Below are 21,678 nucleotides of genomic sequence, written 5' to 3'. Positions count from 1 at the left end.
CCGGCTCAGCGCGGCGGGGGAAGGAGCTGTTCGGTCCAGATGGTCTTGCCCGATCTCGTGTACCGGCTGCCCCAGCGGTCCGTGAGCTGGGCGACCAGGAAGAGGCCTCGTCCCCCTTCGTCCGCCGCCTGGGCCCGGCGCAGTCGTGGCTGGGTGTTGCTCGGGTCGGACACCTCGCAGACGAGCGCACGGTCGCGGATGAGGCGCACTCCGACAGGCCCGTCGGCGTAGCGGACCGCGTTGGTGACGAGCTCGCTGACCACCAGTTCGGTGGTGAAGGCCAGATCGTCGAGGTGCCAGTCGGCCAGCTGACGTACCGTCCGCTCCCGTGCCTCCGCCACGACGGACGGTTCGGCGGGGAACTGCCACACTGCCATGTCCTCGCCGGACACGCCTCGGGTGCGTACGAACAGCGCGGTGGCGTCGTCCTTGCCGGGTGTGGTGATCAGCTGGTCGACGACGTGGCGAGCCGTGTCGTACAGGCTCACGCCGGCTTGTGTCGTTTCGTCGAGCAGGTGCCGCAGCCGATCCATACCGACTCCGATGTCAGCCGACGGGAACCCGATCAGGCCGTCCGTGTAGAAGGCGAGCACGCTGCCCGGCTCCAGCTCGATCTCGCACGGCTCGAACGGCAGTCCGCCGACACCGAGTGGCGGGCCGGGCGCGACGTCCACCATCCGAGCCCTGCCTCCCTGCTCCACCAGGGCGGGCGGCGGGTGTCCCGCGCTCGCGAGCGTGCACCGTCGCTGGGCCGGATCGTATACGGCGTACAGGCACGTCGTTCCCAGTACCTCACCCCGTGGGCCCGATGCGTCCGTGTACTGTCCGGCCATTCTGCGCACGAGGTCGTCGAGACGGGTGAGCAGTTCGTCGGGCTCCAGCTCGAGGTCGGCCAGCGTCTGGACGGCGGTGCGCAGCCGGCCCATCGTCGCAGCGGCGTGAATACCGTGCCCGACGACGTCTCCGATGACGAATGCCGTGCGGAGGGACGGCAGGGGAACGACGTCGAACCAGTCCCCGCCGACCCCGCTGCCGGGGTCGGCCGACACGTACATCCCCACCGTCTCGGCCGTGGTGTCCTCGAACTGCGTAGGCGGCAGAAGACTGCTCTGTAGCGTGGCAGCGGCCTGCTCCTCGCGGACGGAGCGTCGGCTGTTGTCGAGGCTCAGTGCCGCCAGAGCGGCGATCTGCTCGATGAGGGTCGCGTCATCGGCGTCGAACCAGGTAGCCGTCGGCCCGAGCCGCCACACGGTGATGCCGCTGAGCAGCAGGCTCCGGGCGTACAGGGCGACACTCAAGCCGGAGCGTGCCCCTTCGGGAAGCACCGCTTGGACGAGGCCGGAATCGTCGTCGAGTGTTGCCTTGAGCAGGTCGAGATCATTGATCAGGACCGCGCGTCCACTGCGCAGCTCTTCCAGCGCGGGAGAGTCGGGAACGACCGGGGTGTCAGCTCCGGCTCCGGGCGGTCCGGATGGCCATTCACCGGCGTGCGCTGCGGCGCCGAGTCGGCGTAGGCCCAGTTGACCGAAGTAGGTGACGTCGGCGAGCTCGCCGCCCTCGGCCACGGCCTGGGCGACGTCCACCATCGCCATGTCCGCGAAGTCGGCCACGAGCAGAGTGGCGAGTGTTTGAGCGATCCGCGAGGCATCGGGGCAGGAACCGAGACCCGCCGACGCTCGCAGAAGGTCCATGTCGCGCCGCAGCCGGTACTCGACTGTGCCGTGATCCATTGCCTTCTTCGCTTCCGTCGGCGGGGAAGAGTAGAACACTTCGGTCAGGAGGACCCCTGGGGCTCATTATCGCGCAGCGGCGTCTGGAATAGCCGGTGCGCGGAAAGGGCCGAGGGACGGGAAGAGCCGCAGCGGCGGCTCGCCCCGCCCCTCGGGGCGCTTCTTGGAGAGTCAGGACTCGACGGTCTTCGGCGCGGGCCTTCCGTGGGGGATCAGCAGGCCGACCAGGGTTGCCACGAGCGCGAAGCCGGCGCAGGCGAGGTAGGCCACCGTGAAACCGGTCCCGGTGTAGATGGGGCTGCCCTGGACCAGCTGTCCGACGTTCTGCAACAGGATCACGTACACGACCTGGACAGCGGCGGTCGAGCCGAGGGTCTGCAGCAGACCCGCCATGCCTGCGGTGATGGCCTGCTGGTCGACCGGAGTCGCCTCGATGACCAGGTTCGGGATCGCCGCATAGGCGAGGCTGGCACCGGCCGCCAGGACGCTGAAGCCCACCAGCACCTGCCACTTCTCCTCGTGGTAAAAGGCGCTGAACGCCGCGGATGCGGCCATGACCAGGGACCCGACGACCGCCGGGAACCGTGCTCCGATCCGGCGCATGTACAGGCCCGCGATGAAACTCGGGACACAGGTGGTGATGCCGGCCGGGACGGTGAACAGCGTCAGCTGCATGGCCGTCGACCCGAAGCCGTAGTCCCCGCCCAGCGCACGGGGCGTCATGGCCATCATCGGCAGGATGGTCGAGTACGCGCCGACCGCGCCGTAGGCGAGACCGGCGACGACGATGGTGGTCAGGACGGGGCGGCGCGAGACCAGTCGCAGATCAACGAGCGGCTCCCGGATCCTGCGCTCCACCACCACCCACAGGAGCAGGAGGGCGACGCCACCGACGAGGCAGCCGAGCGTTTTCGCCGAGGACCAGCTCCAGGTCGCCGCTTCGCTCAGACCGAGCAGCACCAGCCCCACGCCGGCGCCCAGCAGCACGACTCCCGTCCAGTCCAGCCGGGACCGGGCGCGCACCTGCGACTCAGGGACCGCGAGCAGGCCCAGGAAGGCGATGACCGAGAGGACGGCGAGCAGCCAGAACACCGACCGGAAACCGTGGTGGTCGACGAAATAGCCGGCGATAAAAGGTGCGGTGATCGTGACGACACCCGTGCCGCCGACGGTGAGACTGGCCGCGAAGGCGAGCCAGCGCTTGGGCAGGATGTCACGCATCAGCGAGTACGAGAGCGTGGCCAGCGGCAGCATCAGCCCTTGCAGGGCACGGCCTGCCAGAAGGGTGGGGAAGTTCGGCGCGAGGGCGGCGACGAACCCGCCGACGACGGCGGCGAGAGCGCCGACCGCCATCACCTTCTTCTTGCCGTACAGGTCTCCGAACTTGCTCATGACCGGTCCGGCCACGCCACCGACCAGGGTTAGCGAAGTGAACACCCAGCCGACCTGATCCGTGCGGTAGTGGACCGCGATCTCGGTCACCGCGGGGGTCAGCAGGCTGTAGGAGAGGCTGAGCACCTCCAGCGGCCAGAGCAGCGCGACGAGAATGAGTACGAAAGCGGTGGTTGAGCGCACGGCCGGTGCGCCGCCGTCCTGCGCGGTGGTTCCGGTGGGGCCGTGGTCCGTTGTCGGCGGCTCTTGTGCCGCTCCCGAATGGGTCTGCGTCATCGCAGCGCTCCTCGTGGAGGAGTAGGGAAGGGGATGGTGCTTCTCGCTGACCCGGCCGGGGCGGTATGCATGAAATGCGTAGATGGCGACAGGGTGGCCGAAACGCTCCCCTGCGGTTGTGTGGACACAGTAGGAGCGCGACATCATCCGGTCAAGTGATTGAAACACTTGATTTATAGAGCGGTTATGCGCTGGAAAAGCAGTGGGGCCGCACCTCTTGTGTGCGGCCCCACCGTCGTCGGACGTCTGCTATCCCGCGCTGGACGCGGTCCGGGGTCGTCGTGGTCGGCGCCGTGGCGCCGTGATCCCGTCGAGGGTCATCGCCAGGTACTGCTCGGCCAGCTCCTGCGGTTTGAGCTGCCCGTTCGGCCGGTACCACCGGGCCGTCGTACCGATGGCGTCCCGCACGAATCGGTAGACGATCCTCGCGTTCAGTGTGTCGCGGAAGATCCCGTCGTCGATGCCGTCCTCGAGCACCTTGGTCCACAGGCGTTCCACGTCCCGCTGTCGCTCGTCGAGGTAGCTGAAGCGCGAGAACTCGTGGAGGTAGTGCTGCTCGTTCTGGAGCACGATCACCGCGGCATGGTGGTGCTCGATCGACTCGAAGGCGGCCCGCACCAGTCGGCTGAAGGTATCCCTCGGGTCGGTCCCGGACTCGGTGATCTCCCGGTAGGTCCCCAGCAGCTCGTCGAAGTAGCTCGTGAAGAGCTCGTCGGCGATGGCTTCCTTGGAGTCGAAGTGGTGGTAGAGGCTGCCGGACAGTACGCCCGCGGCGTCGCCGATCGCGCGCACCGTGGTCGCCTTGTAGCCGCGCTCGGCGAACAACTCCGCCGCGATGCGGACGATCTGGGCGCGGCGTTCGGATGACGCTCCGGTGTCGGCCGCCGACTTGCGGGTTCGGCGCCCCGTCGATGTGTGCTGTTGTGCGATCCCCTTGGCCACGCGCGCCAGTATCTGCCCCCGGCGGACAGTTGTGCAAATGCTTGCTTGCTGAGGGCGCGCCGTCTCCGGCCTGCCGGATGCAGTGGCGTCAACCGCTGTGCAATCACTTGATTGGATCGTTCGATCGGCTTACAGTCTCGGCCGTGACCGGGCGATGGAGCCGATGGGACCGGCTCCGCGCCGCCCTCGTCGCCCGGTCACGGCCGCGGCAGAGTACGGGAGGTACGTATGCCGGGATCAGTCATCGTCGCAGGGGTTCGCACGCCCATCGCGAGAGTGGCCGGAGGTCTGCGGGACCATTCGGCGGTCGGTCTCGGCGCCCTGGCGATCGCCGCCGCCGTTCGGGCCGCGGGCATCGACGGGGGTGACGTGGACGCCGTGGTGATGGGCAGCGCAGTGCAGGCCGGGGCCGGGCCCAATCCGGCGAGGCAGGCGGCGGCCGACGCGGGAATCCCGATGGACGTCCCCGCGACCACCATCAACAAGCTGTGTCTGTCCGGCCTCACGGCCGTCGCGTTCGCGGACCAGCTCATCAGTACGGGCCAGCACGACATCGTCGTTGCGGGTGGCATGGAGTCGATGACGAACGCCCCACGTCTCCTGCCTCCGCGACACCATGCCGAGCGAGGCGCGCGCGGCGCGAACTCCGTCGACCACGACGCTCTGCGCTGCGCGTTCGATGGGGAGATCGCGACCGTCGCCACCGAGCGCTACCAGGAACTGGTCGACGTCCCCGCCGAGCAGCGGGACGAGTTCGCCGCCCTGTCGTACGCCAAGGCCCTGGCCGCGGACAAGGCGGGCAGGCTGACGGAGGAGATCGTCCCGGTGGGCGCAGGACCCGCGAGCGTCGACACGCTCCTCGAACACGACGAGGGCGTGGGTCCCCAGGCCACCACTGGGGCGCAAGGACGCTGTCACGCGCAGCCCTCCGACGGTGGGTGTGCGTTGGTGCTGATGAGGCGGGAGCACGCCATGCGGCTCGGACTCGACTGGCTTGCGGAGATCGGTGCCTACGGCGTCACCGCGGGAACGGATCCTTCTCTCTTCGGGCAACCGGCTGCCGCCGCTCGCGACGCCATGCGTCGAGCGGGCCGCATCGCCGTACGGGACGTCGACCTGTTCGAGATCAACGAGGCGTTCGCGGGCGTGGTCATCGCTGCCATGCGCGATCTCGGTCTCACCTCCGACCGCGTCAACGTCAATGGAGGCGGCATCGCCCTCGGGCATCCCCTCGGCATGACGGGTGCCCGTCTGGTCCTCACGCTTGCCCTGGAACTGTACCGGCGCGGCGGGGGAGTGGGGGTCGCCGCACTGTCCGGCGGCGGAGGGCAGGGGGACGCGGTCCTGCTGCGTGCGCCTGCGCGTCGGTGACCGGTACGGCGGGTCACAGTGCGGTGGCCCCGCCGTCGATGCTGAAGGCCGCACCCAGGACGTATCCGGCATCCGGGCCGAGCAGGTAGGCGACGAGCCGCGCGACCTCCTCCGGTTCGGCCCACCGTCCGGCCGGCGTCGCCTCGACCGCCTCTTTCACCATCTCCCGGTACGGCAGGTTCATGGGCGTGGCGATGTAACCCGGGCACACCGCGTTCGCGCGGATGCCCAGCGGCCCGTACTCCACCGCGAGCCTCTTGGTCAGGCCCAGCACGCCGTGCTTCGCGGCCGTGTAGGCGACGCCGCCGGCGCTCGCGACCAGCCCCGCGAGGGAGGAGACGTTGACGATCGCTCCCGCGCCACGCTCCAGCATCGATGGCAGTACCGCCCGGGCTGCGAGGAAGGGACCGGTGAGGTCGACGGACAGCACGCGCTGCCACTGGTCGGGCGACATCAGATGGCAGAGGGCCGCATCGTCCGGGATCCCCGCCACATTGGCCAGCATGTCGACGCCGCCGAGCGCGTCGACGGCGGCGTTCACCGCCCGGTCCACTTCGTCGACCGAGGTGACGTCGGCGGTCAACGCGAGGTGTCGTTCGGTGCCGCCCGGCAGCCCGGCCGCCGTCTCCTGCGCCGCGTCCGTGCGTACGTCGAGCGCCGCCACCCGTGCTCCTCGCCGCGCCAGTTCCTCCGCGACCGCCTGTCCGATGCCGGAACCGGCGCCGGTGACCAGAGCGGCTTTGCCTTCGAATTCCCCCACGGCGAACGTCCCTTCGCTGAGGTCGGGGCTGCCATCTCAGTATTTAACCAAGCACTTGCTTGTGTCTAGACTAGCGCTTGCTCAAGTCGTAGTCTCCGGGCATGCCACTCGTCGACAGGGACATCACGGACGGCTACGCGCTTGGCATCGACGTCGGCGGCACCTTCACGGACATCGTGCTCGCCGGACCCCTCGGCCAGGTCGCCGTCACCAAATGCTTGAGCTCGCACGACGACCCAACCGAAGGCATCCTGCGGGGTGTGCGGTCGGCGCTGTCCGAGGCCGCCGTGACACCCGCGGCGGTCACTCGCGTCGTGCACGCCACCACCCTCGCCACCAACGCCATCCTGGAACGTCAGGGCGTACGTGTCGCCTATGTGACCACCCGGGGTTTCCGCAGCATGCTGCCGCTCGGCCGCTACGCACGGGTCGAGGAGGACCGCTACGACATCCACTTCGATCCGCCCGCCCCGCCGGTCGCACTCGCCGACTGCTTCGAGGTCCCCGAACGGGTCGACCACCACGGGACCGTCCTCGTCCGCCTGGACGAGGACGCCGTACACGAGGTCGCCGCGCGGATCGCCGCTACCGGCGTGGACGCGGTCGCCGTCTGTCTACTGCACTCCTACGCCCACCCGGAGCACGAGCGCCGGGTGGCCGAGATCCTGCGTGAGACGTTGTCTCCGGATGCGACCGTGGTTGTCTCCTCGGACATCTGGCCCGAACTGCGCGAGTACGAACGCGCCACCACCACCCTCATGTCGGCCTACGTCGGCCCGGTCATGACCCGCTATCTGCGCAGGCTGGAGTCGCGGCTGGCCGAGTCCGGCATCCAGGCCACCGTGCAGGTGATGGAGTCCGGCGGCGGAGTGATGTCGGCCGAGCTGGCCGGACGCCGTGCCGTGGCCACCATCGAGTCCGGCCCCGCGGCCGGAGTGATCTCCGCGCGGGCCACTGGACTGGCCGTCGGCAGGCCGGACGTCATCTCCTTTGACATGGGCGGTACCACCGCCAAGGCCTGCGTCATCCGCGACGGACGGCCCGACGTCACCCGGGAGTTCCACGTCGGCGGAAAGGGCAGCTTCGGCGGCAGGCGGGCCGGCACCGGCGTCCCCGTCAAGACGCCGGCCATCGATCTTGCCGAGGTAGGCGCGGGCGGCGGCTCCATCGCTTGGGTCGACGACGTCGGAACCCTGCATGTCGGCCCCCGCTCGGCCGGCTCCCAGCCCGGACCGGCCTGCTACGACCTGGGCGGCACCGAACCCACGGTCACCGACTGCAACCTCGTCCTCGGCTACCTCGACCCCGACACCATCGCCGGCGGCACCCTCGCCCTGCGCCGGGACCTGGCCGAGCGGGCGATCGACACCCGACTGGCCGGTCCGCTGGGCGTGGACCGCGCCGTCGCCGCGCACGCGGTGCACGAGATAGCCAACGCCACCATGGGCGGCGCCGTCCATGTGGTCACCGTCCAGCGGGGCATCGACCCGCGCGGCTTCGCCGTCGTGGCGTTCGGCGGGGCGGGCCCGATGCACGCGGCGCGCGTGGCCGAGCGGTTCGACATCGACACTGTCATCGTCCCGCCGTCCTGCGGTGTGGGCTCCGCCGTGGGCCTGCTGGTCACGGACCTGAGCACCGACCGGGTGCTGACCCGGCCGGTGACGCACGCGGACGCCGACCTCGACGCGCTGGAGCGGACGTTCACCGAACTGAGCGGGTCCGCCGCCCTCGATCTGGGCGTCCAACTGGCCGATCCCGACGTGGAGGTGCACCGCTCGGCAGACGTTCGCTTCACCGGACAGGCCCACGAACTCACCGTCTCCGTCTCCGGCAGCCCCCTCACCAAGGCCGACCTCGACGAGGCCGCCGAGCGGTTCTACGCCGAGTACCACCGCGCGTACGGCATCGAACTGCGCGGGCCCGTCGAGTTCGTCAGCTGCCGGGTCCGGGTGACTCGCGTGGTGCCCAAGGTCCCCGTGAGCCGCAAACCGGGCGGCGCCGAAACCGCCTCGGGAGGCCTCGCGCACCGCCCGGTCTGGTTCCGCGAGTACGACGGCCACCGGGCGACCCCCGTGTACGACCGGGCCCGCCTGCGCGACGGTGACGCCTTCGACGGCCCGGCGATCGTGCAGGACGCCGAGTCCACCGTCGTCGTCCCGCCCGCCTGGCACGCGCGCGTCGACGCGGAGGGCAACGTCGTGCTGAGCAGGACCCAGAGCCGAGCGGGAGGAACCCGATGACGGACACACTGACCTCCGAGGTCTTGCGCAACGCCCTGGCCGTGGCCGCCGAGGAGGCGAGCATCGTCGTGGTGCGCTCGGCCCACTCCACGTTCATCGTGGAAGGCTCCGACGCCTCGGCCGCGATCCTCGACCGCGAGGGCCGGCTCATCGCGCACTCGGTCGCGACCACGCTGATGAACAGCATGGCCCTGTCGGTGGCGCTGCCCTACGTCGTCGAGGACTTCCCGTTGGAGTCGATGCGGCCGGGCGACGTCTTCATGACCAACGACGCCTACGGCGGCGGCATCCACACCAACGACCTGCTGGTCTTCCGTCCCGTATTCGTCGACGGCCGCGTCGAGTACTTCACGGCCACGCTGATCCACGTCTCCGACCTCGGCGGCATCTCGGCCGGCGGCATGGCCACCCTCGCCACCGAGATCTACCTGGAAGGCCTGCAGCTGCCGCCGGTGCGGATCGCCACCGCCGCGGGAACCGACGACCAGATCACCCGCATCCTCGCCCTCAACAGCCGTACCCCGGACAAGGTCCTCGGCGATGTGCGGGCCCTCATCGCCGGTACGACGGTCGCCGCCGGACGGGTGGAGAAGCTGCTCGGCGAGTACGGTCCGAAGGCCTTCCGGCAGGGCGTCGTCGACTACCTCGACCACACCGAGCAGCGCACCCGCTCCGCCCTCACACAGTTCCACGGCGGCACCTACCGCTCCGAGTACGCCATCGACGACGACGGCATCCACCCCGACGCGTCCTACACCGTGCGGGTCGCGGTGACCATCGGCGACGGCAGGGCCGTACTCGACTTCGAGGGCACCGACGCCCAGGTGGCCGCGGCGGTCAACTCCAGCCTCTCCCAGTCGCTGGCCGCCGCGGTGTTCGCGGTCCGCTGCTTCCTCGACCCCACGATCCCCATGAACGACGGCTGCCTGCGCGTGCTCGACGTCCGCCTCCCGGAGGGCTCCCTGCTCAACGCGCAGTCCCCGTACCCGTGCGGGGGGCGCTTCATCCCCTGCTACGCCGCTATGGAAGCCATCTGGCAGGCACTGTCGGACGCCTTCCCGGAGCGCGCCATCGCCGCCTCCGGCATCCTGCAGCCCTTCACCATCGCTGCGCACGACGCCCCTTACTGGATCCACCTGGCCTACGACTTCGGCGGCGTCGGCGCGCGCAGCGGCAAGGACGGACCGGACGCCACTGGGGTCCACTTCGGCCTGGGCCGTAACTCGGTACCCCAGGTCGAACCCGTCGAGAGCCGCTGCCCGTTCGTGGTCGAGAGCATGGAGTACGTACCCGACTCCGGCGGCGCCGGCCGCTGGCGGGGCGGCCTGGGCACCCGCACGGTCTTCCGTCTGCACGCCGACGCCCACGTCACCACGCGGGGCGACCGGCTGCTGAACCCGCCCCGGGGACGCGACGGCGGGACGGCCGGAGCAATCGGTGGCTTCTACCGGCTCACCGGTGACGGCAGCAGGCAACGGCTGCCGTCGAAGATGAACAACGAGCTGTTCCGGGCCGGCGAGGCGTTCGTCGTGGAGACCAGCGGCGGCGGCGGAATCGGGCAGCCCGCCGTCCGGGACATCGACCTCGTGCTGAGCGACCTGGCTGACGGCCGTGTGACACCCGAGGCCGCGACCGAGGTCTACGGCGTGGTCCTCACCCCGAGCGGCGAAGTCGACCACGACGCCACACACGCCATTCGCTCCGCCCGACAACCGTGATCCGCAAGAGCCGCTTGATGAACACCGCGATCCACAGGCGCCCCGGCGCCCGCGGCGCGCTGCACGCAGAGCAACCGATACGCAGGGGAGACCGATGAAGTTCTCGATGATCTTCGAAGCCCAGACGGCGGACTCGTCGCCGGCGGCGGAACAGCAGGTGCTGCGGGACTGTGTCGAACAGGCCGTCCTGGGCGAGGAGATGGGCTTCGACCGGGTGTGGGCGGTCGAACACCACGCACTGGAGTGGTACGCCCACATGAGCGCGCCGGAGATCTTCCTGACCTGGGTGGCCGCGCGCACCTCCCGCATCCGCATCGGCCACGGCGTGGTGTGCATGCCGTTCAACTACAACCACCCGGTGCGCGCGGCGGAACGGGCCGCGATGCTGGATGTGCTCTCGGGCGGCCGGGTCGACGTGGGCGCCGGCCGGGGCGCCACCCTGCAGGAGATGGCGTTGTGCGGGGTCGACCCGGAGCGCACCTATGCCGAGGTGGACGAAGCCCTGCGGCTGTTCGGGTCCGCCTGGCAGAACGAGACGTTCGAGTGGCACGGTGAGCTGCTCGACATCAAGCCCCCGGAAGGCAAGTACCACAAGATCCTGCCCCGCCCCGTGCAGACCCCGCATCCGCCGCTGTTCCTGGCCTGCACCAAGCGGGACACGGTGAAACTGGCCGCCGAGTACGGTGTCGGCGCCCTCGTCATGGGGTTCGCCGGACCGGACGAGATCCGCCTCTACCGCAAGATCTACGACGAGGCGATCGCCGCGCGCACCCCGGACACCATGGTCTCCACCGTCGCCAACGACTCGCTGGTCGCCCTGTGCCCGACCATCGTCTCCGACGACGCCGAGAGCGCCCGCCGCTACGGCGTCCGCGGGCAGCGCTTCTTCGCCGAGTCCATCGCCTACTGGTACGGCGGCGGCGAACCCCCCGCGCTGGAGTTCGGTGACGACCCGCTGGGCGATCTGGAGGAGCGCAAGCAGGCCCACATCTCCCGGCTGCACGAGGCGCAGATCCCGGTCAACCCCGAGACCGCGGCGCCGTTCAACGTCAACCACGCCTATGGCGACGCCCAGCGGGCGATCGACTACGTGCAGCAGCTGGTCGACGCGGGCGCCGACGAGATCATGTGTCTGATCCAGATGGGCTTGGTCCCGCACGAGGTGTGCATGGAGACCATCCGCCAGTGGGGCGAGACCGTCATCCCGCACTTCCGCGACCAGCAGAAGAAGGCCTGAGCACATGCCCGGCCTGGAGGGGAAGGTCGCGCTGATTACCGGGGCGGGCCGGGGGCAGGGCGCGGCCGAGGCCCGTCGGTTCGTCGCGGCGGGAGTCCGGGTGGTCGTCACGGACGTGCTCGCCGACGACGGCAAAAGCGTGGCCGAAGAGTTGGGCGACAGCGCGGTGTTCGTGCCCTTGGACGTGGCCGACCAGGAGCAGTGGCGCCTCGCGGTGAGCACGGCGGTCGAGATGTTCGGCCGCCTGGACGTCCTCGTCAACAACGCGGCGATCTACGGCACCCGGCCACTGTTGGAGGAGACCGCCGAGCGGCTGGAGCGGTTCTACCGGGTCAACACCATCGGCGCGGTCCTCGGCATCCAGGCCTGCGCGCCGGTGATGCGGGAGGGCGGCGGAGGCTCGGTCGTCAACATCTCCTCCGCCGCCGGTCTGGCCGGCTACCCCGGTCACGCCGGCTACGGCGCCACCAAGTGGGCGCTGCGCGGCCTGACGAAGACCGCCGCCCTCGAACTCGCGCCGTACCGCATCCGCGTCAACTCGGTGCACCCCGGCGTGATCGACACCCCCATGATCGCGGGCGCCTTGTCCGGGGCGGACGAGGACTTCCCGCACGTGCCGCTGCGCCGGGCCGGCAGACCTGAGGAGGTCGCCGAACTGGTCCTCTTCCTCGCCTCCGACACCTCCTCCTACATCACCGGGGCCGAGTTCACCATCGACGGCGGCGCCTTGACCGGCCCCGCCCTCCAGGACGGACGGTGACACCGTGGCCCTGTCCGCCACCGCGGCGGCGATCGTCGCCGAGATCGACCTGGTCATGTCCCGCATCGGCACGGAGATCACCGACGCGGCCGAGGCCCGGAAGCTCATGGCCACCCCACCCGAAGCTCTCACCGATCCGACCCCCGTCGGCTCGGTCGAGGACCGCACCGTACCCGGGCCGCACGGCCGCACCGTGCCGGTGCGCGTCTACCGGCCCTTGGACGAACCGGCCTCGCCCGCGCCGCTGATGGTGTTCTGCCACGGCGGCGGCTGGACCTTCGGCGACCTGGACGGACACGACGACATCTGCCGTCGGCTCGCCAACCGGACCTCCTGCGCTGTCGTCTCCGTCGACTACGGACTCGCCCCCGAGCACCCTTTCCCCGAGCCGCTCGAAGACGTCTACGCGGTCCTCGAGTGGGCGGCACGGCAGGGTGGTCCGGTGGTTCTCGCGGGCGACAGCGCCGGCGGGAACCTCGCCGCCGCCGCGGCCCTGCTGGCCCGGGACCGGCACGGACCCGCCGTTGCGTTCCAGCTGCTGATCTACCCCGTGCTCGACACCGACTTCACCCGTCTGTCCTATGTCGAGAACGCCACGGGGTACCTGCTCACCGCCGACCACATGCGTTGGTTCTGGGACCAGTACGCCATCGACCCGTCGGCTCGCGCCGACCCGTACGCGGCACCGCTGCGGGCACCCGACCTCACCGGGCTGCCCCCGGCGCACATCGTCACCGCCGAGCACGACGTGCTGCGCGACGAGGGCGAGCACTACGCCGAGCGGCTGCGCGAGGCCGGGGTGTCGGTCACCGCGCACCGCTGTGCCGGCGCCTTCCACGGTTTCTTCGGATTCGGAGCCCTGCTGCCGGTCGCCCGCGAGGCGTTCGGCGAGGCGGTGGCCCAGGTGCGGGCGGCGCTCGACCGCCCCTGAAACATCGTCACATCCCGCTGTCCGGTCGGGAAGCGAGAGAGGCCAGCATGTCCCTGTTCTTCGGATTCATCCTCACCGGCCTGGTCTCCGGCGCGATTTACGCGCTGATGGCCTCCGGCCTGGTGCTGTCCTACACCGCTTCGGGCATCTTCAACTTTGCTCTGGGCGGCATCGGCTTCGTCAGTGCGCTGACCTACTTCGAGCTCAACACCGGCCTCGGCATGCCGGTCGTCCCGGCCGCCGTCATCGCCGTCTGCGTCATCGGACCGCTCATCGGACTGGCCCTGCACCGGCTGATGTTCAACGAGCTGTCCAGGTCGGGCGAGGTGGCACAGATCGTGGCCACCATCGGCCTGCTGGTGGCGCTGCCCTCCCTAGCCCTGTTCCTCGTCGAACAGGCGATCAGCAGTCTCCACCTCGGCCTGGCGAACCCGGCGAACCAGTACTCGGTGCCCGGACTGGGCCCCTCGCCCGCACACCACTGGAAACTCTTCGGCGAAGTGGGCGTCGACTCCAACCAGCTCATCACCTTCGTCGCCGCCGCGGTCGTCGCGGCGGGCCTGTGGTTCCTGCTGCGTAGGACCTCCCTGGGGCTCTCGATGCGGGCGACGTCGGACCGCCGTGACCTCGCCGCCCTCCGCGGTGTGGACCCGGACCGGGCATCGGCAGCCTCCTGGATGCTCAGCTGCCTGCTCGGCGGACTCGCCGGCGTCCTCGCCGCACCCGTCGTGGGCCTGGACTCCAGCGCGTTCACCGTGCTCCTGGTGCTCTCCGCGACCGCCGCCGTCTTCGCCCGGCTGCGCTCTGTCCCCGTCGCCTTCGGCACCGGCCTGCTGCTCGGCGTCGTACAGAACCTCGTGGCCGGGTACGCCGACTTCGCCGGAGGCATCCCGGGCTTCCGCTCCTCCTTCCCTGTCCTGCTGCTCTTCCTGGGCCTGTTGTTCTTCAACCGCTCCCGGCGCCGGATCGCCGGATCGGTCGCCGAGGACGCGCCGCCGCCCGACTACCTGGCCGACCTTCCGCCCTGGCGGCGCGCCCTGCCGTGGGCTCTGGCGGTGGTCGCCCTGCTCGTCTGGCTGTTCTTCTTCGCCTCGGACTTCTGGGCCGGTCTCGCCGCCCAAGGGCTCGCCTTCGGCGTCATCTTCCTGTCGTTCGTGATCGTCACCGGCATCGGAGGCATGGTCAGCTTCGCGCAGGCCACCTTCGTCACCGCCGCCGCCCTCGTCACCGGCGCGCTCACCGCGCGCGGGGTGCCGTTCGGCGGGGCGGTGCTCGCCGGTGTCCTGACGGCCACCGTGCTGGGTGCGTTGGTCGCCCTGCCCGCCCTGCGCCTGGGCGGCCGGGTGCTCGCACTGTCCACGCTGGCGCTGGCCATGCTCGGCGACAAGCTCCTCTTCCAGCTCGACGCCATGACCAACCACCAGCTCGGCTGGGACCTGCCGACGGTGGCGATCGCCGGCTTCAACCTCACCGACCCCCGGGTCATGACGGTGTTCCTGCTCGTGGTGGCGGGCATCGTCTCCCTCGGCATCATCAACCTGGAACGGTCGAGCACCGGCCGAGCCGTCCTCGCCGTACGCAGTGCCCCCGCCGCTGCGGCCACGCACGGCATCTCGGCCACCCGCACCAAGCTGGTCCTGTTCATGTCCTCGGCCGCCATCGCCGGACTCGGCGGCGTGCTCGCCGCCATGTACAACGGCCGCATCATCAACACTGACTACCCCGCCTTCGCCGGGTTCTTCTGGCTGGCGGTCGTCGTGGTCCAGGGCGTGCGCCGGGTCGGTCCCGCGTTGCTCGCCGGGTTCCTGGCGGCCGTGGCGCCGCAGCTGTTCTCGTACGTCACCGACTCGCCGCACATTCCCAACATCCTCTTCGGGGTGGGCGGCATGGTGTTGGCCAAGTACCCGGACGGGGCCGTCTCCCAGTTCTCCGAGATGCGGCACCGGCGCCGGAACCGCCCCTCTGCCGCTGAGCCGATCGCCGCACCGGCCCGGGCCACGAAGGTCACCGAACCCGCGCCCGCCGCCGAGCTGGCCGAGTCCGCCGAGCCGACCGTCCTCGAACTGCGCCAGGTTGACGCGGGCTACGGCGATGTGCCCGTGCTGCGGGGCATCGACCTCGTCGTGCGCCGCGGCGCCGTGGTTGCCCTCCTCGGAGCAAACGGGGCAGGCAAGTCCACGACGGTGGGCGTGTCCACTGGCCAGGTCGCGGTGACGGGTGGGCACGTGATCTTCGACGGCACCGACGTCACCGCGTGGCCCGCACACCGGCGCGCCCGGGCCGGACTCTTCACGGCGCCCGAGGCGCGCGGCGTGTTCCCCGGCCTGACCGTGGAGGAGAACCTCGGTACCTGGCTGCGCGACGCCGACGAGATCGCGGAGGTCTACGACCGCTTCCCGATCCTGGCCGAGCGCCGACGGGGACTCGCGGGGGTCCTTTCAGGAGGCGAGCAGCAACTGCTCACCCTCGCCCCGGTGTTGGTCCGACCACCGAAGCTGATCGTCGCGGACGAGCCCGCGCTCGGTCTCGCACCGCGCGTCGTCGACCAGATATTCGAGGTCTTCGCCGAACTCCGCGACCGGGGTGTCTCGCTTCTGCTGGCCGAGGAAAAGGTCCACGACGTCCTCGCCATCGCCGACGAGGTCGTCTGTCTGGCCGCCGGACGCGTGACCTGGTCGGGGCCGCGCCGGCTGGTCGACGAGCCCCGACTCGCCGAGGCCTATCTGGGCATCACGGCCGAAGCCCCGACGACCAGGAACACGGTGCAGGCATGAAAACGACAGCCGAAGAGCTCGACACCCTGCAAGCGACGACCGTCGGCGCGCCGGCCGCCTTGGAAGCCGAGGACCTCACCGTCCGCTTCGGCGGAGTGCGCGCGGTGAACGCCGTCTCGCTGCGGGTCGCCCCCGGTGAGCTGCTGGGCCTCATCGGCCCCAACGGGGCGGGCAAGACGACCCTGTTCGACGCAGTCTCGGGCCTGAACCGGCCCAGTGCCGGTCGGGTCCTGCTCGGCGGCCGCGATGTCACCGGTGAGACGGCGCTGAACCGGTCTCGGCTGGGCCTGCGCCGCACCTTCCAGCGGCAGCAGGTCTTCGGCCGGCTCTCCGTCCTCGACAATCTGCTGGCCGCACTGGAGTGGCATGGCGGCGGAGGCGGCCTCATGGCCGACGTGCTGGGCCTGCCGTCCCGCCGCCGACTGGAGCGCGTCCGGCGAGCGCGGGCCGAGGAGACGCTGCACGAGGTCGGCCTGTGGGAGCAGCGCGACACCTACGCCGGTCATCTGCCGGTCGGTCTCGCCCGCCTGATGGAGCTGGCCCGCGCGGTCGTGGACGAGCCGTCGGTGCTGCTCCTCGACGAGCCGACCTCGGGGCTGGACGAGGCGGAGTCGTCGCGCCTCATCGGCATCGTTCACCGGCTCATGGAGAGCCGGTCCACCGCGGTCCTGCTCGTCGAGCACGACGTGCGGTTCGTCATGGACAACTGCGGGCGGATCGTCGTCCTCAACCTCGGCGAGGTGCTCATGGAGGGCAATCCCGCCGAAGTGGCCGCGGACGAGTCCGTTCGCGAGGCGTATCTGCGCGGATGAGACGCAACGAGAGGAGCTCGATGACGGAAACGCCGGAAGCGAAGGGCAGGACGGCCCTGGTGACCGGGGGAACGAGCGGTATCGGAGCGGCGATCTGCCGCCAACTCGCCGCCGCCGGGGCCCGGGTCCTGATCGCCGACGTCGACGAGCCAGGCGCCCGGGGCGTCGCAGGCGAACTGCCGGACGCCGTCGCCCTCGGTATCGACCTCGACGACCAGGAGGCGCTGGCGCTCCTCGGCCGCGAGGTGGTGGACCGGTTCGGCGGCGTCGACGTCCTGGTGAACAACGCGGGCGTCACCACGGTCCAGCCGTTCACCGAGAGCGACCCTGCCACCTGGGACCGCATGTGGCGCATCAACCTGCGTGCCCCGATGCTGCTCTCGCACATGTTTCTGCCGGGGATGCGGGAGCGCGGCTGGGGTCGGCTCGTCTTCGTCGCCACCGACGGTGCCCGCGCCGGAGCGGGCGGGGAGAGCGTGTACGCGGCCTGCAAGGCGGGGCTGTTCGGGCTGGCCAAGACCCTCGCCAGGGAGGCAGCCCGGGACGGCGTCACCAGCAACGTGGTGTGTCCCGGCCTGGTCGACACCCCGATGTTGCGCAAGGTCGGCGAGGAACGCCCCCGGATGATGGAGGCCCTCCTGCGTACGGTGCCCCTGCGCCGGGCGGGGGAGCCGGACGAGGTGGCCGGCCTCGTGACGTATCTCAGCGGCGACTCGGCGGCGTACGTCACCGGTCAGACGATCAGCGTCAGCGGAGGCGTCACCATGGTGTGACGCCTCCCAGCACAAGGGAGTTGTGACGATGACCGACACACCCGGGTCTGCTCCAGTGGGCTCCAACTGGGACCGCTGGGGCGCGGACGACGAACGGGGAGCGGCGAACCTGCTCACCCCCGAAGCCGTCCTGGGCGCCGTTGGCGCGGTTCGCGAGGGACGGCTGATCAGCCTCGGGATGCCCATCCGCGGTTCGACGTCCGGTCCGGGACGGGCCTCGGTCCCGCATCTGCCCGGCCGACCGCTGCCCCAGCACTTCATGTCCGTCGACGGCGCCGACTACACGGCCGGCGCGCGGATGCTGAACGGCAGCATCGGGGTGGCGGACGACGCCCTGATGCTCTCCCACCACGGCACGACCACGCACATGGACGCCCTGTGCCACATGTGGCGGGGCGACAGACTGTACAACGGCCACTCCGCCGCACGCGTCCGCTCCTACGGGGCCACCCGTTGCGGTATCGAGAAGGCCGGGCCTCTGGTCGCGCGCGGGGTGCTCTTCGACGTGGCGGCCCACCTGGGAGTGCCGTATCTCGACGAGTCGGTGCGCATCGGAGCGGATGTCCTGGAGGACATCGTGAAGTCGCACGGCGTCGAACTCCGGCCGGGTGACGTGGCGTTGGTGCGCACTGGATGGCCGACGGTGTACGCGGCCGACCGTGTCCGGTACCAGGGTGGCCAGCCGGGTCTCGACCACTCCGGTGGCCGGTGGCTGGCCGACCACGATGTCACGGCCGTCGCCTGCGACAACGCCGCGGTGGGAGCCCTGGCGATGGACGGTTCCTTCGATGCCGGGCCCGACGAGGACCTGCACCTTCTGCTGTTGTGGTCGCGGGGCGTCTACCTGCTGGAGATGCTCTGGCTGGAGGACCTCGCCGCCACCGGCCGCCATGACTTCCTCTTCGTCGCCGCCCCCCTCGCCATCGAGGGGGGCACCGGAAGCGCGGTCAACCCGGTCGCGGTGCTGTGACCGGGAGGCCGACGTTCATCGGAACGCAGGGATGACCTCCTCGGCGAAGAAGCGCAGCGTCTTCTTCATGTCCGCCAGTGGTACCGGGCGGGTGCTGCCGAAGTCGCACATCAGCTGCGAGTAGCCGAACTCCTGCAGCATGCGGATCTGGGAGATCACCCGCTTGGGGTCGCCGATCACCTCCAGCTGCTCCCAGCGGAAGTCGTTGTCGACCGCTCCGCCCTTGAGATAGCGGTCCTGCCAGTACTCGAAGCCCTTGGCGACCTCACCGGTCCCGGAGTCGATCGGAGCACTCTGGCGGTTGAAGATCCGTGACCGGTCGAAGAGCTTCTCGAAGCGCTCCTGGTCGGCACGGGCCTGTTCGACGGTCGGGGCGACATACACCGAGCGTGAGACCACCAGCTCGACGTCCGCGTCGTCGTGGCCGGCCGCCGCCGCGGCGGTGTGCCAGGCCTCAGCCGCGCGGCCGATCTTCTTGAAGGGGGCGGCGGGGTCGGCGAGGATCGGCAGACCGCGCGCGGCGTACAGCTCGACGGTCTCCGGGCTCACCGCGGCGACGTACACCGGGGGATGGGGCTTCTGCTCGGGCTTGGGCACCAGGTTGATGGTGCCCGTGCTGTAGTACCTGCCCTCGTGCCGGAAGTCGTCCTGGGTCCACAGACCCTGGATGACCTCCAGACACTCGTCGAACCGGTCGCGGGCTTCGGCGAGGTCCAGACCGAACGACTCGAACTCCACGCTCTGGTAACCGCGTCCGATGCCGAAGTCGACCCGGCCGCCGGACAGGACGTCCAACTGGGCGATCTGTTCGGCGATGTGCACCGGGTTGTGCAGGGGCAGCACGACGATGCCGGTGCCCAGGCGCAGGCGCTCGGTCCGCGCGGCGAGGTACGACAGCAGAGCGGGCGTGCAGGGCACGGTGCCGTAGTCGCGGAAGTGGTGTTCGGCGACCCAGAAGCCGTCGAAGCCGAGTTCCTCGACGTACTCGGCGAGTTCGAGGTTGTAGTCGTACACCTCGCGGACGGTCATGCCGTCGAAGCCGTGGAAGAGGTTGAACGTGGAGAACTTCATAGGCCGTCGCGGTGCTGACACTCTGCGCTCCTCAGGGGCTGGGGCGGTCCGGCGAGGCTGGGTGCCTTCGGCTCTCGAGGTGGGCGCTCTCGCCGTAGACCAAGCGTTAGCTTGGTTTGTACAGTAGCAGCGCGGCCGCCACCGGAGAAGCGGTCCGTGTCATCGAGGAGGCGCGTATGAAGGACTTCGCCGACCGTCCCGGAGCGGCGGTCGTGGCCGGGGCCACCGGAGGTATCGGGGCGGCGATCGCGCGGATGCTGGCCGAACGCGGCAGCGACCTCGCCCTGACCTACCGCAAGAACGCCGAGACCGCCTCACTGCTCGCGGACGACGTGGGGCGGTCCGGGCGGCGGGCTGTTGCCTGGCAGTTGGACCTCGCCGACGAGGCGGCGACCACGGGGTTCCTCCAGGACGTCGCCGAACGGTTCGGAGCGATCCACACCCTGGTGTACGCCTCGGGGCCGCACGTGCCGATGGTGCATCTCAGCCGTGTGCCGCCCGCGCAGTTCCGCCGGCAGGTGGAGCAGGACGTTGTCGCGTTCTTCAACCTCGCGCAGCCCTCGCTGGCCTATCTGCGCGCTTCCAAGGGCTCACTCGTCGCCGTGACGACGGCCGCCACACGGCGATTCCCGGTTCGTGACGGTCTTTCCGCCGGGCCGAAAGGTGCCGTCGAGGCGCTGGTGCGCGGGTTCGCCGCGGAGGAGGGGAGGTTCGGGGTGCGGGCCAACTGTGTCGGTCCCGGCATGCTCGTGGACGGTATGGCGGTACGGCTCATGGAGTCCGGTGACCTCGACGAGGCGGCGCTCGAGGTCGCCCGGGCCAACATTCCGCTGCGCCGCTTCGGCAAGGCGCACGACATCGCCGAGGCGGTCTGTTTCCTCGCCTCCGACCGTGCCGGATTCATCAGTGGGCAGACGCTCGACGTCGACGGTGCCTACGGAGTCTGAGCTCTGCTCCGTCGAGTGCGGAAGTCCGCATCTGACGGAAGCACGGGCACGTCAGTCGCCCTGCCCCTCCATCATGCGTTCCGAGATGGTCGTTGCGGCCTGCTTGACCGCGAACACGGCCTGCTGGAGGTCGACGTCACGCCGCTCGTTCTCGTCCCAGGCGACACCCACGCTGCCCAGAGAGGTCTTCTGATCGGTGAGAATGGGTGCGGCGACGCTGCGGACGCCGGGATTGAACTCTCCGACGGTCAGGACGTAACCGTCCCTCTTGATCTGTCCCAGGGTCGCGCGGAAGTCGGTCCACGTGCTGCCCAGCCCGGCGTTCTCGATTTCCTTGCTCTGGCGGCGGTAGACGGCCTTGAGGCGGTGATGGGGGAGATAGGCCAGGATGACCTTCGACACCGCTCCTTGGAACAACGGGCGCCGCTGACCGCGGCTGAACCGGTTCGCGGGGCTCGACGGGGCGCGGTACTCGCCGACGCACAGAACCGAGTCGCGAAACGCGGTACACAGAAGAGCCGAGTGCCCGATCTTGTCCACCAGTTCCTCGAGTACGCCATGGCTGGCCAGGAGCAGTGGGTCCGTCAGGCGAATCTGGAGGTCCATCTCGATGATCCGCGGGCCGAGAGCGTAGTGGCCATTGCGCACCACGGTGAGCAGCCCCGCTTCGTGGAGCGTCTTGATGTAGCGATATCCCGTCGACCTGGAGGTCTCCAGGGCCTCGATGATGTTGGCCGTCGACCAAACGGGCTCTGCCTCGCTGAACAGCTGCAGGATGTGCAGCATCTTGGCCAAACTGCCGGCGCTGTCCGGAGTTGCTGTCACCGTCATCTTTGGACAATATCTCACAATATGGGATTTTGTCCACGTGGTGAATGGGTGCCCATCTCGACCACCATGGTAATGCCCGGCCAAATGGCGGACTTCTGCCCCTCCGCACTCACCGGAATTCAGGGCCTGAGCGGCGCCGATTG

17 protein-coding genes are annotated in these 21,678 nt (G+C 70.0%); 11 read left to right on the top strand and 6 right to left on the bottom strand.

The window, feature by feature from the left end; translation table 11 throughout:
- Positions 1 to 5 precede the first annotated feature (5 nt).
- From ABZ928_RS40655 to ABZ928_RS40645, 3 genes are all read right to left on the bottom strand, one after another.
- Positions 6 to 1,730 carry an ATP-binding SpoIIE family protein phosphatase gene (locus ABZ928_RS40655; protein WP_361530488.1) on the bottom strand — a complete coding sequence of 575 codons (1,725 nt, stop codon included), beginning with the start codon at positions 1,728 to 1,730 and terminating at the stop codon, positions 6 to 8.
- A gap of 171 nt (positions 1,731 to 1,901) precedes the next feature.
- A complete protein-coding gene (locus tag ABZ928_RS40650; RefSeq protein WP_361530486.1) occupies positions 1,902 to 3,398 on the bottom strand; it encodes an MFS transporter in 1,497 nt (498 codons plus the stop codon).
- A 249-nt stretch (positions 3,399 to 3,647) separates the two neighbouring features.
- Positions 3,648 to 4,340 carry a TetR/AcrR family transcriptional regulator gene (locus ABZ928_RS40645; protein WP_361530483.1) on the bottom strand — a complete coding sequence of 231 codons (693 nt, stop codon included), beginning with the start codon at positions 4,338 to 4,340 and terminating at the stop codon, positions 3,648 to 3,650.
- Between the two features lie 228 nt (positions 4,341 to 4,568).
- On the opposite strand from ABZ928_RS40645, the gene ABZ928_RS40640 reads away from it, so the two are divergent.
- Positions 4,569 to 5,711 (top strand): acetyl-CoA C-acyltransferase, encoded by a 1,143-nt coding sequence (locus ABZ928_RS40640; protein ID WP_361530480.1) that lies wholly within the window; start codon positions 4,569 to 4,571, stop codon positions 5,709 to 5,711.
- Between the two features lie 13 nt (positions 5,712 to 5,724).
- Here ABZ928_RS40640 and ABZ928_RS40635 read toward each other — a convergent pair whose 3' ends face one another.
- Complete coding sequence (locus tag ABZ928_RS40635; protein WP_361530477.1) at positions 5,725 to 6,471, bottom strand: SDR family NAD(P)-dependent oxidoreductase; 747 nt, start codon at positions 6,469 to 6,471, stop codon at positions 5,725 to 5,727.
- Positions 6,472 to 6,572: 101 nt separating this feature from the next.
- Here ABZ928_RS40635 and ABZ928_RS40630 point away from each other — a divergent pair, with 101 nt between their 5' ends.
- The 9 genes from ABZ928_RS40630 to ABZ928_RS40590 all read left to right on the top strand — a co-directional run bounded on the left by ABZ928_RS40630 (position 6,573) and on the right by ABZ928_RS40590 (position 18,686).
- Positions 6,573 to 8,711, top strand: coding sequence for a hydantoinase/oxoprolinase family protein (locus ABZ928_RS40630; RefSeq protein WP_361530474.1), 2,139 nt, complete (start codon positions 6,573 to 6,575; stop codon positions 8,709 to 8,711).
- Positions 8,708 to 10,429: a hydantoinase B/oxoprolinase family protein gene (locus tag ABZ928_RS40625; RefSeq protein ID WP_361530471.1), complete on the top strand. Its 1,722-nt coding sequence runs from the start codon at positions 8,708 to 8,710 to the stop codon at positions 10,427 to 10,429. Before ABZ928_RS40630 ends, ABZ928_RS40625 begins: the two co-directional genes overlap by 4 nt.
- Before the next feature lie 94 nt (positions 10,430 to 10,523).
- The gene (locus tag ABZ928_RS40620; RefSeq protein ID WP_361530468.1) at positions 10,524 to 11,666 is read left to right on the top strand and encodes an LLM class flavin-dependent oxidoreductase; all 1,143 of its coding nucleotides are present in this window, start codon (positions 10,524 to 10,526) and stop codon (positions 11,664 to 11,666) included.
- 4 nt (positions 11,667 to 11,670) lie between these two features.
- Entirely contained in the window at positions 11,671 to 12,426 is a 756-nt protein-coding gene (locus ABZ928_RS40615) for a glucose 1-dehydrogenase (RefSeq protein ID WP_361530465.1), read from the top strand.
- A 4-nt stretch (positions 12,427 to 12,430) separates the two neighbouring features.
- A complete protein-coding gene (locus ABZ928_RS40610) occupies positions 12,431 to 13,357 on the top strand; it encodes an alpha/beta hydrolase (RefSeq protein ID WP_361530462.1) in 927 nt (308 codons plus the stop codon).
- Between the two features lie 47 nt (positions 13,358 to 13,404).
- Complete coding sequence (locus ABZ928_RS40605) at positions 13,405 to 16,131, top strand: ATP-binding cassette domain-containing protein (RefSeq protein ID WP_361530459.1); 2,727 nt, start codon at positions 13,405 to 13,407, stop codon at positions 16,129 to 16,131.
- A complete protein-coding gene (locus ABZ928_RS40600; RefSeq protein ID WP_361530456.1) occupies positions 16,128 to 16,943 on the top strand; it encodes an ABC transporter ATP-binding protein in 816 nt (271 codons plus the stop codon). Before ABZ928_RS40605 ends, ABZ928_RS40600 begins: the two co-directional genes overlap by 4 nt.
- Before the next feature lie 20 nt (positions 16,944 to 16,963).
- The gene (locus ABZ928_RS40595) at positions 16,964 to 17,716 is read left to right on the top strand and encodes an SDR family NAD(P)-dependent oxidoreductase (protein WP_361530453.1); all 753 of its coding nucleotides are present in this window, start codon (positions 16,964 to 16,966) and stop codon (positions 17,714 to 17,716) included.
- Positions 17,717 to 17,744: 28 nt separating this feature from the next.
- The gene (locus tag ABZ928_RS40590; RefSeq protein WP_361530450.1) at positions 17,745 to 18,686 is read left to right on the top strand and encodes a cyclase family protein; all 942 of its coding nucleotides are present in this window, start codon (positions 17,745 to 17,747) and stop codon (positions 18,684 to 18,686) included.
- A gap of 15 nt (positions 18,687 to 18,701) precedes the next feature.
- Here ABZ928_RS40590 and ABZ928_RS40585 read toward each other — a convergent pair whose 3' ends face one another.
- Positions 18,702 to 19,778 carry an LLM class flavin-dependent oxidoreductase gene (locus ABZ928_RS40585; RefSeq protein ID WP_361530447.1) on the bottom strand — a complete coding sequence of 359 codons (1,077 nt, stop codon included), beginning with the start codon at positions 19,776 to 19,778 and terminating at the stop codon, positions 18,702 to 18,704.
- A gap of 155 nt (positions 19,779 to 19,933) precedes the next feature.
- Between ABZ928_RS40585 and ABZ928_RS40580 the strand changes: the two genes are divergently transcribed.
- Positions 19,934 to 20,704, top strand: a complete 771-nt coding sequence (locus tag ABZ928_RS40580; RefSeq protein ID WP_361530445.1) for an SDR family oxidoreductase — start codon at positions 19,934 to 19,936, stop codon at positions 20,702 to 20,704.
- 51 nt (positions 20,705 to 20,755) lie between these two features.
- Here the strand turns inward: ABZ928_RS40580 and ABZ928_RS40575 are convergent, their stop codons facing one another.
- Positions 20,756 to 21,535, bottom strand: coding sequence for an IclR family transcriptional regulator (locus tag ABZ928_RS40575; protein ID WP_361530442.1), 780 nt, complete (start codon positions 21,533 to 21,535; stop codon positions 20,756 to 20,758).
- Positions 21,536 to 21,678: the final 143 nt, after the last annotated feature.

Origin of the sequence: Streptomyces sp. NPDC046909, from assembly GCF_040644695.1 — a bacterium.
Classification (GTDB): Bacteria; Actinomycetota; Actinomycetes; order Streptomycetales; family Streptomycetaceae; genus Streptomyces.
Note: the sequence above shows the minus strand (reverse complement) of the source record. Positions and strands in the feature narration are given on the sequence as shown.